The organism is Nocardia stercoris (genome assembly GCF_003696265.1).
GTDB lineage: Bacteria > Actinomycetota > Actinomycetes > Mycobacteriales > Mycobacteriaceae > Nocardia > Nocardia stercoris.
The window spans coordinates 588,618-602,003 of record NZ_RFFH01000001.1; the positions used below are offsets into that span (position 1 = coordinate 588,618).

General features: G+C 70.8%; 11 protein-coding genes. 8 read left to right on the plus strand and 3 right to left on the minus strand.

Features of this window, described 5'->3' with window-relative positions:
- Nucleotides 1-12: 12 nt before the first annotated feature.
- Nucleotides 13-3,717 carry an ATP-dependent helicase gene (locus EBN03_RS02485; protein ID WP_122186164.1) on the plus strand — a complete coding sequence of 1,235 codons (3,705 nt, stop codon included), beginning with the start codon at nt 13-15 and terminating at the stop codon, nt 3,715-3,717.
- 6 nt (nt 3,718-3,723) lie between these two features.
- On the opposite strand, the gene EBN03_RS02490 is transcribed toward EBN03_RS02485, so the two are convergent.
- Both EBN03_RS02490 and EBN03_RS02495 read right to left on the minus strand, forming a co-directional pair.
- On the minus strand, nt 3,724-6,465 hold the full coding sequence (locus tag EBN03_RS02490) for a hypothetical protein (RefSeq protein ID WP_122186165.1): 2,742 nt from the start codon (nt 6,463-6,465) through the stop codon (nt 3,724-3,726).
- 123 nt (nt 6,466-6,588) lie between these two features.
- Nucleotides 6,589-6,969 carry a DoxX family protein gene (locus EBN03_RS02495; protein ID WP_122186755.1) on the minus strand — a complete coding sequence of 127 codons (381 nt, stop codon included), beginning with the start codon at nt 6,967-6,969 and terminating at the stop codon, nt 6,589-6,591.
- A gap of 129 nt (nt 6,970-7,098) precedes the next feature.
- Between EBN03_RS02495 and nudC the strand changes: the two genes are divergently transcribed.
- A complete protein-coding gene (gene nudC, locus EBN03_RS02500; protein WP_122186166.1) occupies nt 7,099-8,022 on the plus strand; it encodes an NAD(+) diphosphatase in 924 nt (307 codons plus the stop codon).
- 48 nt (nt 8,023-8,070) lie between these two features.
- On the opposite strand, the gene EBN03_RS02505 is transcribed toward nudC, so the two are convergent.
- Complete coding sequence (locus tag EBN03_RS02505; protein WP_122186167.1) at nt 8,071-8,301, minus strand: mycoredoxin; 231 nt, start codon at nt 8,299-8,301, stop codon at nt 8,071-8,073.
- 95 nt (nt 8,302-8,396) lie between these two features.
- Here EBN03_RS02505 and EBN03_RS02510 point away from each other — a divergent pair, with 95 nt between their 5' ends.
- The 6 genes from EBN03_RS02510 (at nt 8,397) to EBN03_RS02530 (ending at nt 12,955) form a co-directional block, all read left to right on the plus strand.
- A complete protein-coding gene (locus EBN03_RS02510) occupies nt 8,397-8,825 on the plus strand; it encodes an SRPBCC family protein (RefSeq protein ID WP_122186168.1) in 429 nt (142 codons plus the stop codon).
- Complete coding sequence (locus EBN03_RS02515) at nt 8,822-9,289, plus strand: EVE domain-containing protein (RefSeq protein ID WP_122186169.1); 468 nt, start codon at nt 8,822-8,824, stop codon at nt 9,287-9,289. The genes EBN03_RS02510 and EBN03_RS02515 overlap by 4 nt, the downstream gene beginning before the upstream one ends.
- The gene (locus EBN03_RS02520) at nt 9,286-9,759 is read left to right on the plus strand and encodes a MarR family winged helix-turn-helix transcriptional regulator (protein WP_233608064.1); all 474 of its coding nucleotides are present in this window, start codon (nt 9,286-9,288) and stop codon (nt 9,757-9,759) included. The genes EBN03_RS02515 and EBN03_RS02520 overlap by 4 nt, the downstream gene beginning before the upstream one ends.
- A gap of 170 nt (nt 9,760-9,929) precedes the next feature.
- Nucleotides 9,930-12,053: an ATP-dependent DNA helicase UvrD2 gene (locus EBN03_RS02525; protein ID WP_233608065.1), complete on the plus strand. Its 2,124-nt coding sequence runs from the start codon at nt 9,930-9,932 to the stop codon at nt 12,051-12,053.
- 132 nt (nt 12,054-12,185) lie between these two features.
- On the plus strand, nt 12,186-12,512 hold the full coding sequence (locus EBN03_RS33580) for a hypothetical protein (protein ID WP_147471435.1): 327 nt from the start codon (nt 12,186-12,188) through the stop codon (nt 12,510-12,512).
- A gap of 176 nt (nt 12,513-12,688) precedes the next feature.
- Nucleotides 12,689-12,955: a WhiB family transcriptional regulator gene (locus EBN03_RS02530; RefSeq protein WP_199742612.1), complete on the plus strand. Its 267-nt coding sequence runs from the start codon at nt 12,689-12,691 to the stop codon at nt 12,953-12,955.
- The last annotated feature ends 431 nt before the right edge of the window (nt 12,956-13,386 follow it).

Below are 13,386 nucleotides of genomic sequence, written 5' to 3' on the forward strand. Positions count from 1 at the left end.
CCGGGGCTCCCGGTGAGGGTGTCGCCGTGGCAGCTGGCCGAGGCGCTCGGCCTGCCGCCGCCGACCGACGAGCAGGCCGCGGTGATCGCGGCGCCGCCGGGCCCCACCCTGGTTGTGGCCGGTGCGGGCGCGGGCAAGACCGAGACCATGGCCGCCCGGGTCGTGTGGATGGTGGCCAACGGGCTGGTCGTGCCGGACGCCGTACTCGGGCTCACCTTCACTCGAAAAGCCGCGCAGCAGTTGACGACTCGCATCCGGACCCGCCTGGCCCGGCTGGCGGGCGCGCCGCTGCTGCGCAACCTCGACCCCGACGGCCGGTTGCGTGCCCAGCTGACCGGTTCGGAACCGGAGATCAGCACCTACCACTCGTACGCGGGCCGGCTGCTCGGCGAGCACGGCCTGCTGCTGCCGGTCGAGCCGACCGCCACGCTGCTCACCCAGACCCAGCTGTGGCAGCTCGCGCACCGGGTGGTCACCACCTGGGACGGTGAACTCGAGACCGACCGAACGCCGGTGTCGGTGACCGAGGCGGTGCTGGCCCTGTCGGGTCAGCTCGCCGAACACCTGGTCGCCCCCGACGACCTGCGGCACGCCCACGCCGAACTGGAGCGCCTGGTGTTCACGCTCCCCAAGGGACCGCGCCAGCGCGGCGGCCCGAGCCGGGACCTGCAGGCCATCGTCACCGCCCAGCGGGAACGGGTCGCCCTGCTGCCGCTGGTGGAACGCCTGCACGACGAACTGGCCCGCCGCGGCGCCCTGGATTTCGGCGCCCAGATGTCGCTGGCCGCGCGCCTGGCCGTCGAGCACCCGGAAGTCGGTGCGGCCGAACGCGCCCGCTTCGCCCTCGTGCTCCTCGACGAATACCAGGACACCGGCCACGCGCAGCGCATTCTGCTGTCGGGTCTGTTCGGCGACCCCGGCGGAGCGCTGGGCGCGGCCGAGCCGTCGGATCGGCCGCCGACGGTGCGATCGCAGCCGAGCCACCGGCACGCGGGCGTGCCTGCCCACGGCCAGGCACGCCCGCATCCGACGCCTGAACATGTCGGGCGGGAACAGGATCTGCGTGCCACCAGGGAGCCGTCGGCGCCGTCGACGGACGAGCCAAGCTCGAAATCAGGTCTGGAACCGGTTGGGGCGCAGCACAATCTGAGCACTGCGGGTTCGGTCGAGGGTGGTCGGCGGCAACTCGCGGTGACCGCGGTCGGCGACCCCATGCAGTCCATCTACGGCTGGCGCGGTGCCTCCGCGGCGAACCTGCCTCGGTTCACCACCGACTTCCCGGAATCGAACGGCGAGCCGGCACCGGTGCTGCCGTTGCTGACCAGCTGGCGCAATCCGCCCGAGGCGCTGGATCTGGCGAACCTGGTCGCGGATCCGTTGCGGCGCACCGACAGTGGCGTGACGGTCGACGCCCTGCGGCCGCGGCCCGACGCCACACCGGGCACCGTCGCCCTCGCTCTGCTGGATACCGTTGCCGACGAACGGGATTGGCTGGCCGAGCGGATCGCGGCCGAATGGGAGGCCGCGGCCGACGCCGATCGGAGCCCGCCCACCTCGGCGGTTCTGGTGCGCCGCAACGCCGATGCCGCGCGGCTGGCGGAGGCGTTGCGGGAGCGGGGATTACCGGTCGAGATCGTCGGCCTGGGCGGGCTGCTGGCCACCCCGGAGGTGGCCGATATCGTCGCCACGCTGCGCCTGATCGCCGATCCCGGCGCCGGGAGCGCGGCGATGCGGCTGCTCACCGGCGCGCGCTGGCGACTCGGTGTCACCGACCTGGCCGAACTGGCCCGGCGCGCTCGCGAACTGTCGATAAGCGCCCCCGAACAGTCCCCGGCCATCACCGATCCGGCCGGGCTGGCGCAGGCGCTGCGGGCCGTCGCGCCGGAACCGGCGGAACGGGCCGGGATCGCCGATGCCATCGCCGATCCCGGTGCGCCGGTGCGGTATTCGCCGGTCGGCTTCGAGCGGATCACCGAGCTGGGCCGCGAACTGGCGGCGCTGCGGGAACGCGCGGGCCAGCCGCTGCCGGAGCTGGTGGCCGATGTGGAGCGCACGATCGGGATCGGGATCGAGGCCCAGACCCGCCGCGCCACCGGCAGCGGCGCCGGCCGGGAACACCTCGATGCCTTCGCCGAGGTGGTCGCCGGTTACGCCGGGGACCACCGGGCCACCCTGTCCGGGCTGATCGCGTTCCTGGCCGCCGCCGAGGAGGTGGAGAACGGCCTGGAACCCGGGGAGGTGGAGGTCGCGCACGACCGGGTACAGATCCTGACCGTGCACGCCGCCAAGGGGCTGGAGTGGGAGGTGGTCGCGGTCCCGCACGTGGTGCGCGGCGTCTTCCCGTCCGGCACCGCGGCCGGGACCTGGCTGGGTGCACTGGCCGAGCTGCCGACGTCGCTGCGCGGTGACCGCCGGCGCGCCGACGCGCCGGACGGGGTTCCCGTGCTCGACCTCGCGGATCTGTTCGACCGGGCCGATCTGGAGGCGGCCATCGAGCAGCACCGCGACGCGCTGCGCCTGCGCCGGCTCGACGAGGAACGCCGGCTGTTCTATGTGGCGCTCACCAGAACCGAACGCGCGCTGTTCGTTTCGGCCCATCACTGGGCGGAAACCGGTTCTGTGCCGAAGGGACCCTCGGATTTCCTGCTGGAGCTGCGCCGCGCGGTGGAGGAACCCGAATCAGCTTTGGCCGCTTCGGTTTTCGTCGACCGCTGGGCGGACCCGCCGCCGGACGACGCGGTCAACCCGTTCACCGACAATCCCACGGTTGCCGAATGGCCGCGTGACCCGCTCGGCAAGCGCCGCGCTGCCGTCACCGAAGGTGCTGCGCTGGTGCGAGACGCGCTGGCGCGCCGGCCGTCCGAGGTGATCGAGCCGCAGGCCGGCACGCGCGCCGGCGGGGCGCCGGCGGCACAGTTGACCCTGTTCGACGATCCGGAACCGCTTGCGGCCGAACCGGATCCGGACGATCTGGAGCCGCCGCCCGACCCCGGCGAGCCCGCGGAATCCGATCCTGAGGGCTGGGCGGCGGATGTCGACGCCCTCCTGGCCGAGTACTTCGCCGGCACCGACGGGGTGCGCGAGGTGGAACTGCCCGCCCAGCTGCCGGCCACCGCGCTGGTGGACATGCAGGCCGACCCGGCCGCGCTCGCCGCTCGGCTGCGCCGGCCGCTGCCGTACCCGCCGAGCCCGTTCGCGCGGCGCGGCACCGCGTTTCACGCCTGGTTGCAGAGCTGGTTCGGCGCCGCGCAGCTGCTCGATATCGACGCGCTCGGGGGTGAGGGCGACGACCGGTCCGCCGACGCCGAATTCGTCCGGCTGCAGGAGGCGTTCCTGTCCTCACCGTGGGCCGACCGGCAGCCCGCCGAGGTCGAGGTGGGGTTCGAGACCACGATCGCGGGTGTGCTGCTGCGCGGCCGGATCGACGCGGTGTTCGCCGAGCCGGGCGGCCGCTGGCTGGTGATCGACTGGAAGACCGGTGCCGAACCCGCGTCCGCGCAGGAGTCGGCGGTGGCCATGCAGCTCGCCGTCTACCGCCTGGCCTGGGCCCGGCTGCTCGCCGGGCGCACCGGCCGGCCGGAGCACGAGATCATCGAAAACATCGACGCCGCATTCCATTACGTCCGCAGCGGCCGCACCATCCGCCCGCCGGACCTGCCCGGACCCGACGAGCTGGAAGCGCTCATCGAAGCCACCGCGCCCCGGCCGGAGGAGTAGCGGCGTCTACCGGTTGGCGAGCGGGTAGGCGCGGCAGCGATCGATGGTGTCACGCGAGCTGATCCGGCCGCAGCCGTAGATCAGGGTCGGGCGGTCCGCCGGGTCGGCGATGTCGCCGACCCGCTCCAGTCCCCGCCACTTCTGGTGATCGACCCGCCCCGACGTCGGGTTCGCCGGGTAGTTCACCACACCGGTCGTGGTGTCGAATTCCTGCATTTCGCGCATCTCCCCCCAGACCGAGGTCGGGGTGAGCGGGATCTTGCTGGTCCAGCCGGTATCTCTCGGTGTTTGCAATGTGCCCACTGCGTGGTCGAACATTTCCGCCGCCTCGTAGGTCAGCGCCACCCGTTCGCCCAGCGGGTGCCCGGTCGAGGACGCGCAGGCGTTCCAGCCGGGGACCGTGACGTCCGGCAGCAAGGTGGGCAGGACGTCGCCGGTCGATGGTATGGCCAGCTGGAAGAAGTCCTTGTCGCCCTGCAGATCGAGGGTCCGTGCCTGGCAGGTGTCCAGATTTCCTTTGGTCACGTAGACCAGCGGAATGGCGAGCCCCGACCTGGCGCGCAGATCGGACCCGGACATGAATCGGTTGACCGAGTCGTCGGCGACGAGAGTTCCGGTGAAGGAGCGGCAGCCGTTCTTCAGCGCGTTCAGGAACTCGGGGAAACTGTCGTCGCGATCGGCGTAGTACACGACACTGTCACAGGCCGGGTGGCCGTCGCCGGTCCGGAACGCGTCCGGGTCGGTCCAGGACCCGGTCCAGACGGAAACGGAACCGGGCAGCCGGTTCACGACCTCGGTCCGCAGATCATCCGCGGTCTCCTGGGTGTAGAGGTCCTTGTTCTGCTCGTTCGCATCCGGTGGCAGGCGGTAGATCCGCACCTGCTTCGGGTTCAACGTGGTCAGGTAGTCGCCGACCATGGGAGCGATATCGGAATCCGACGACGAGAGCTGGAAATACAGCGGGGACGAGCCTTCGAGCTGGTCGGAGGACAGACTCGTTCCCACGATGGGGACGCCCAGGGCGGTCAGGCGCTGGATCATGGTGACGGTATCGGTTCGGCTCTGGTCGAGCCCGACGGCCCCGACGATGGTCGGATCGCGCGAAATCAACGGTTGGAGAAACTTTTCGACCACGTACGGGCCGGCATCGACGTGATAGCCCACATTGGCCAGGATCACGCGGAGCAGGGGGCGAACGTCGTCATCCAAGGGCCTGGACGAATTCGCTACGAGCCCGGCGTATTGGGCCAGCGCGAGCCCTTCGATGTCCTCGCTCTCGGCGTCGTACGCCTCCAGGCCACTGAGCTGCCCGAAATAGACCAGGGTGAACAGCGGCCGTCGGGGATATCGTCGCGCCAGTTCCACCGCGACCCGATTCTGCGCGAAGACCCGCTTCTCGCTGCTGACGATCCGCTGTGCCTGCTGGCCTTCCTGCGCGGCGAACACATAACCCTGCGGGCCGTCGTCGGCGCTGTACCCGACGCAGGCGGGGTCCGGCCGCGCCGGGTCGTCGAACCGGGAAACCCACGTCGAACCACCGGGACCGCCTGCCGCGCACGATGATTCGGGAGGGGACGCGACCCAGGGCCGCCAGACCAGGAGCGCGACGACGAGCGCGACCACCACCACCGGGACGATCGGCCCGACCGGTCGCTTCCACGCGGGCGCGGCGGGCCCGGATATCTGATGGAAGTCGTCGGGCTGCTGAGTGTCGTCCGGCTCGCGCGTGGGAACGCTCAGCGCCAACACCCACGCGTCGGCCGCCCGGCGTTGCCGCTCCTTCGGAAGGTCCTTCTTCCAGGCCTGGTATCCCCGCACAGCGCGCGCGGCCGGCCGTGTCGCCGCGCTGTGCGGCGCGGCCGCGACGATCAACAGCGGATCGTTGCGGCCGGTCTCGTTCCGAATGTCGTTGACCAGCACGAGGAAACGGGCGACGGGATCGTCATCCGCGCCGGCCAGCAGCACGACGGGATAGGTGGTGCGCCGGGCTGCGCTCCAGTGCCAGGGGCGGCGCCGATAGGCCAGCCGCAGATCCTCCAGGAAGGCGTGTACCAGTAGCTTGGCCAGCTGGTCGCCGTCCTCGTATTCGCGGCCGTTCTCGGTGAGTCGCGCGGCGAACCCGAGGAACCGGTGTGATTGGCGCGGCGCCAGGTACTGCTGGCGCATGAGCCAGCGGAACTCCCTGCCCACCACCGGGATCCAACTGCTGATCCGCGCCCGGAAGACCATCTCCGGCAGGAGCAGCCGCAGCAGCCCGAGCAGCATCCCTTGGAGCGGCCGCATCGCCGGACGTACCTCGGTCAGCAGATCCTTGCCCCACACCGGAAAACCTCGGCGCAGCAGCGCGGCCAACTGCGCCTGCTGGTCGGAGCCGGTGATCCGCTGCGCCATCAGCCACTCGACGAGGCGGTAGTGCCGGAACAGCAGCGGTCCCGCGCCTCCGTCGAAACGATCACCGGACATCGCTCGGCACAGGGTCAGCATCAAGCGCCGCAGATCCGTCAGTCCCGGCGCCCCGTTCTCGGCAACGGAACTGCCTTCGGTGAGCTCGTCCAGCCTGGTCGCGGAGCACGAGGCGTGCACGGCCCCGCCCAGTGCGTCGGCGACCATGGGCAGTACGCCCTCGGTGTTCGCGTGGTCACCGGACAGGCGGATGATCGGCAATGGTTCGTCGCTGCGCGGCGGACGCGGGACCAGCTGCAGGAACAGGCTTTCCAGAGCCTCGATTCCCCGGAACGAGACGGGCATACGCACCCCCGATATGCAGCTGATCCAGCGCCAATTCAACCACCCTGGAACAGTTCTCGCGACCGCGTTATCGAAGGTGTAACGGCCCGGGCTCGCGAGCCGGAACCTCCGCCGCCGACCGGCTCAGGCTTCGCGCCGCACCTTCAGCGCCGACGTGATCAGCGGAATCTGCAGGGGCAGGCGGAGGTACGAGCCGATTCGCAGCCACAGCGGCATCTTCTCGTTGCGGGTCCAGTCGGCCGCCATCTGGACGTTGGCGGGCAGTACGGCGATGAACAGCAGCGCCGCCAGCAGTCCGCCGAGCCGCCGGGTGCGGGGCATCGCGATCGCAGCGCCGACCCCGATTTCGGCCACGCCGGACACGTAGGTCCAGGTGCGGGGCGAGCCGGGCAGCGCGTGCGGAACGATCTTGTCGTAGGGCTTCGGCGCGGCGAAGTGCATGGCACCGGCGCCGAGCAGCAGTCCGGACAGCAGCTGGACACGAGAAGGTCGGGCGAAGCTCATGAGGGTGATCATGCCCGCACAGCGTCCGACCCGACAGAGGTGGGGCCGAATCGATTCTCGGCCGCGGCTTCTCCAGGCCGCCACGTGACGGCTCCGGCCCGTTTCCGGTGGCCGGTTAGTCTCGATGGCGTGTCTGGATTTCAGCTGAAGACTGTGCCCCTGTTGTCGCGTTCCGCCCTGGACCGGGCGGAGGAGTTGCGTTCCGACGAAGCGGCGCGGCGGGCGGGGTGGGGGCAGGCCCGGCTGTTGCGGATGAATCGCCGGGGTCAGATCCGGCTGGCGGGCTCCGAGCTCGTGTTCGACGCGGCCGTCGATCTGGCTCCGGAACCGGTGCCGAGCGCGGTGTTCCTCGGTGTGGTCGAGGGCAGTCACGTGTGGGCGGTGCGCGACGAGGAGCTGAGCGGGAACCTGGTGGATCTGCGCTCGTTCGGCGCGGCGCTGCCCTTCGACGACGTGGTGCTGTCGCTGGTCACCACCGCTCTGGCCCTGCTCAACTGGCACGATCGGGCCGGCTTCAGTGCCACCGACGGTACGCCGACGATGCCGGTGAAGGGCGGCTGGTCGCGCATGTCGGAGGCGGGCCACGAAGAGTTCCCGCGCCTGGACCCGGCGGTGATCTGCCTGGTCCACGACGGCGGGGAGCGGGTGTTGCTGGCTCGGCAGCAGGTCTGGCCGCAGGGCCTGTTCTCGATCCTGGCCGGATTCGTCGAGGCGGGGGAGTCGCTGGAGCGGTGTGTGGAGCGCGAGATCAAGGAGGAGGTCGGCATCGACGTGCGCGAGATCACCTACCTGGGTAGTCAGCCGTGGCCGCTGCCGCGTTCGCTCATGCTGGGTTTCGCCGCGGTCGCCGATCCGGAGCAGCCGCTGGCCTTCACCGACGGCGAGATCGGGGAGGCGTACTGGTTCACCCGCGCCGAGGTGCGGGCCGCGCTGGCCGCGGGAGCCTGGGGGCAGGGCGAGCCGGTGGCGGGCGTCGACGGCCGGCCGGCGCTGTCGTTGCCGGGTTCGATCTCGATCGCCCGGACCATTCTGGAGTCTTGGGCGGCTGAGTAATTCGCGCGGATCCGCCCGAGGCGCGGGTGCCTCGGGCGGGTGCGGCGATCAGGCCTGCGCGGCCAGGGCCTGCTTGACCTGGACCAGGGTGGGGTTGGTGGCGGTGGAACCGTCGGCGTATTTCACGGTCGGTACGACGTGGTTGCCGCCGTTGACGCTGCCGACGAACTCGGCTGCGGCGGGGTCCTCTTCGATATCCACCTTGGTGTAGGTGATGCCGGCCTCTTGGAGTTGCTTCTCGAGGCGGCGGCAGTAGCCGCACCAGGTGGTCGAGTACATGGTCAGGTCGCTAGTCACGCCTTATTGAACATCGGTCCGACCGCTGGTGTTCCCGGGGGTTGCGCAACAGATAGTAAGCGTGCATACTAATTCTCATGACGCAGATCGCCACCGCACACGCCACCTCCACCGCCGCGCCCGCCGCCTTCTTCGCCCGCTGGGCCGACATGGCCACCTGGCACGAGTGGAACTCCGACACCGAATGGGCCCGCCTGGACGGACCTTTCGAGCAGGGCGCCACCGGAACTTTGAAGCCCAAGGGCGGACCCAAGGTTCGCTTCGTCGTCACCGAACTGACCGACACCGCCTTCGTCGACGTGTCCCGGATGCCGGGCGCGCGCATCGTCTTCGACCACCGGATCCACGTCGTGGCCGGCCGCACCGAGGTGTCGGTCACCGTGTCCATCGAGGGTCCGCTGCGCCGGCTGTGGACCATGATCCTGGGCGCCGACCTGGCCGAGTCCGTCCAGCCGGACCTGGACGCGCTGGTCGCCACCGTCGAGTCGGCCGAGGTCCGGGCATGACCGGGTACTGGCTCGGCGTCGTCTCCCGCGACCACGTCCGGCGCGGGGTCGAACTCGGCATCGCCCAGGCCAACCACGGCAAACGCGCCGCGGCCGAGCGGATGCGCCCCGGCGACGGCCTCGTCTACTACTCACCCCGGACCGGGATGCGCGCCGGCGCGCCCGTCCGGGCCTTCACCGCCCTCGGCGTGATCGACGACGTGCCCGCGTGGCAGGCCGACGACCCGACCGGATGCTTCCGGCCCTGGCGGCGGTCGGTGACCTATCGGCCGGTCGAGCAGGTCGGGATCGACACGCTGCGCGAGGTCCTCGACCTCACCGCCGCCCCGAACTGGGGGATGGTCCTGCGCCGCGGACTGATCCCGCTCACCGCACACGACTTCGCGCTGATCGAAGCGGCGATGACCGGCGAATTCGCGGCGGTGCGGGCCGCGCGCGGCCCCCGCGCTACGGTCGCGGGGTGAGCGAATCGCCGGTGGGACTGAATTCCGAACACGCCGACGACGAGAGCCCCGGCCTGTTGCTCTGGCAAGTGACCAACCGCTGGCAGGCCGCGCAGCGGGCCGCCCTGGCGCCCTTCGACCTCACCCACGTCCAATTCGTGCTGCTCGCGACCCTGACCTGGCTCACCGGTAGGTCCGCCGGTGAGCCGGTCATGCAGCGCGACCTGGCCGAATTCGCCGCCACCGACCCCATGATGACCTCGCAGGTGCTGCGCGCCCTGGAGCAGAAGGGCCTGATCGAGCGCCGCGACCACCCGACCGACCGGCGCGCCAAGTCGCTGGTGCCGACCCCGACCGGCGCCGCGCTCGCCAACCGGGCCGTCGTCGTGGTCGAGGCCTGCGACCGCGAGTTCTTCGCCCCACTTGACCGTGAATCCGCCACGGCCGCAAAAGATTTCACTGCCGCGCTGCGCCGCTTGCGCTCGCGCTGAGCTCGGCGCGGCGGGCACCGACGCTGTCGCGGGCCGCGCTGCCGCACGGTGGGGCGGGACCGTCGCGCTGTTGTTGGGGCGGTGGCGTTGCTGCTGGGCTCGCTCCGCTGATCGGGGTCGCGAATGCCGTCGGCCCGCGACCTGTCGGACCGCGCTGTCATGATGGTCCCGTGCCCGCCCCCTCCCACCCCCAGTCGCTGCTCGACGGCCTCGACCCCGAGCAGCGGGCCGCGGTGGTGGCGCCACGCGGGCCGGTGTGTGTGCTCGCGGGCGCGGGCACGGGCAAGACCCGCACCATCACGCATCGCATCGCGCATCTGGTGTCGGCCGGGCAGGTGCGTGCCGATCAGGTGCTGGCCGTCACGTTCACCGCGCGGGCGGCGGGGGAGCTGCGTGGCCGATTGCGCGGGCTGGGGCTCGGCGGCGAGGCGAACGCGGTGCAGGCCCGCACGTTCCACGCGGCGGCGCTGCGGCAGCTGAAGTACTTCTGGCCGCAGGTGGTCGGCGATGTGCCGTGGCAGCTGGCGGATCGCACGTTCCCGCTGGTGGCGCAGGCGGCCCGGCAGGTCGGCCTGAGCAGCGAACCCGACGCGGTCCGCGACCTGGCGACCGAGATCGATTGGGCGAAGGCCTCTCTCGTGGCCCCCGAACAGTACGCGGCGGCCGCGGCCCGCGCCCGCCGCGAGACCCCGTTCGAGGCCCGCCGAGTGGCCGACGTCTACAGCGGTTACGAGGCGCTGAAGAACACCCCCGACGGTCTGCTGCTCGACTTCAGCGATCTGCTGCTGCACACCGCGGCCGCGCTGGAGGAGTATCCGGCGGTGGCCGAGGAGTTCCGCGGCCGCTACCGCTGTTTCGTGGTCGACGAATATCAGGACGTCACACCGTTGCAGCAGCGCGTGCTCGACGCCTGGCTCGGCAATCGCGACGATCTGACGGTGGTCGGGGACGCCAACCAGACCATCTACTCGTTCACCGGCGCCAGCCCGGCCCATCTGCTCGACTTCTCCCGGCGCTTCCCCGACGCCACCGTGGTGCGGCTCGAACGCGACTATCGCTCGACGCCGCAGGTGGTGTCGCTGGCCAATCGTGTGATCGGCGCGGCCCGCGGCCGGATCGCCGGCACCCGGCTGCAGTTGATCGGCCAGCGGCCCGACGGGCCCGAGCCGATCTTCCGCGAATTCGAGGACGAGCCGGCCGAGGCGACCGGGGTGGCCAAGGCCGTCGCCCGCCTGATCGCCAAGGGGGTGCAGCCCGCCGAGATCGCCGTGCTGTACCGGATCAATGCCCAGTCCGAGGCCTACGAGCAGGCGCTCACGGCCGCCGGTGTCGGCTATCAGGTGCGCGGCGGCGAGGGATTCTTCCAGCGGCCCGAGGTGCGGCAGGCGGTGTCCGCGTTGCGCCAGGCCGCCGATCGCGACGATCTGCCCGACGCCCGCGGCGACGCGCTGGTCTCCGTGGTCCGGGCGGCGCTGGCCCGGGTCGGCCTCACCGCCGAGGAACCGGCCGGCGCGCAGGCCCGCGAGCGCTGGGCGTCGCTGGTGGCGCTGGTCGAACTGACCGAGGAGCTGGCCGGTCACGATCCCGACCTGGACCTCTCCGGTCTGATGCGGGAACTGCGCGCCCGCGCCGAAGCCCGGCACGCGCCGACCGTGCAGGGCGTCACCTTGGCCTCGCTGCACGCCGCCAAGGGGCTGGAGTGGGACGCGGTATTCCTGGTCGGGCTGACCGACGGCACCCTGCCGATCGCGCACGTGCTCGGCGACGGCGGCTCGGTCGCCGACGAGGCCGCCTTCGAGGAGGAACGCCGCCTGCTCTACGTCGGGGTGACGCGTGCTCGCGAACACCTGCAGCTGTCCTGGGCGCTGGCCCGGGCCGCGGGCGGTGCCCGGCCGCGTCGCCGCAGCCGCTTCCTGGCCGGCCTGATGGACGATTCCCCGGTCACCGACCGGGCGATGGGCGGCCGGGGGCGGGCGGTGCAGCTGCCCGGCTGCCGGGTCTGCGGCAAGTCGCTGCTCAATGCCACCGACACCCTGCTCGGCCGCTGCGCGAGCTGCCCGGGCGAGGTGGACACCGAACTGCTCGCCGCCCTGCAGGATTGGCGGCGGGACACCGCAGCCGAACTCGGCATCAAGCCGTTCGCGGTGCTGGGCGTCAAGGCCATGACCGCGATCGCCGAACAGTTTCCGGCCGACGAGCAGGCGCTCGCCGCGATTCCGGGCATGGGTGAACACCGCGCCGTGCAGTTCGGTACCGACCTGTTGCGGCTGGTGCGGGCCCGCCGCCGGACGTGACGGCAAAACCGCAGGTGAAAAATAAGTTGTGCGGTTGTGCAACGCCCGCCTAGGGTGGATGTCACGCGCCCGGAAGCTCGGCGCGCGCCCAGTACATACTACCGATCCAGATCAGGAGGGAGGCCAGCAATCATGAACAGCACCGTGAACTTCGCGAGCATCGGCGCCATCGGCGCTACTGCACAGTCCGTTTCGCGCATCCCGGCCTCCCGGGGGGTCCTCGCCGTGCAGGGGACCGTCTTGTCCTCCGTTGCAAGCATTTTCGGTGCCGATCTGCAAGCGCCGAAGCATCTGATGGAGCAGGACAAGCCCGAACGGGGTTGGCAGCCGGTGAATGCGAACGCAATCGCCGGTACCTATGGAACGGACCGCCAGGCCGGACTCCGCACCATTGCCGACCACCTCGACGCAACCCACAGATCCGTGATCAGGGTTCGACACCGAAGTCGAACTAGGTAGGGGACAAGCCCCTTACCGAACACCTGGCCACGGGTCGCCCGAAGCGAAACCGTGGCCATAGTTTTAGGGCCTTCAGCCCAGGCACCGGTTTCGCGGAAGACAACCAACCGCTGCATTAGCTGAAGGAGTAAGACGTGTCGATCGCGACCACTACTCGCGAGACATGCCGGACGACCGTGGCCTCGACGCCTCGCACCCGGGGTATCGCACTCACGCTGCCCTGCCGGGCCGGCAACCCTGACCTCTGGTTCGCCGAGAGCCCTGCTCAGCTGGAGGAGGCGAAGGCGCTGTGCGCCAGCTGCCCGATCCGCTCGGGCTGCCTGACGGCGGCCATCGATCGCGCCGAGCCCTGGGGTGTCTGGGGTGGCGAGATCTTCGACCAGGGTGTCGTCATCGCCCGCAAGCGGCCGCGTGGCCGTCCGCGCAAGATCGCCGTCGCCTAGAAATGAAGGCGTCCGATCGATCTCGAGACAACTCGAGCCCCGCACTGGGGACCCCGGTGCGGGGCTCGTTTTGCGTCCGGGGGTCGTTCGTTCTCGCTACCGGTCCCGCACCGAGTGCATCGAGTCCCCGCGACCTGCGCGGTGTGATTGGCATCGATTGCAGGCCAATGTCATCGGCGTTCGATGCAGAGGATTTCCTCGGGGGTGTGCTGGGCGCTCGAGGTTCGTTGCGCGGTCAAAACGATGACGCGGCCACTCGTGGTATCCACCTTGGCTTCCATACTCGACTCGTTCCCGTCGGTGATGTGCGGTGCGCGCCAGGTGGCGCTGCCGGTCGCTGGATGCGGAGTGCATACCGCCCGACGAGAACCGGACCGGCGGCGGAGCCTTCCCCGGTGTCGGCCATGGGCGCCCCCTATCCCCGTAGAACT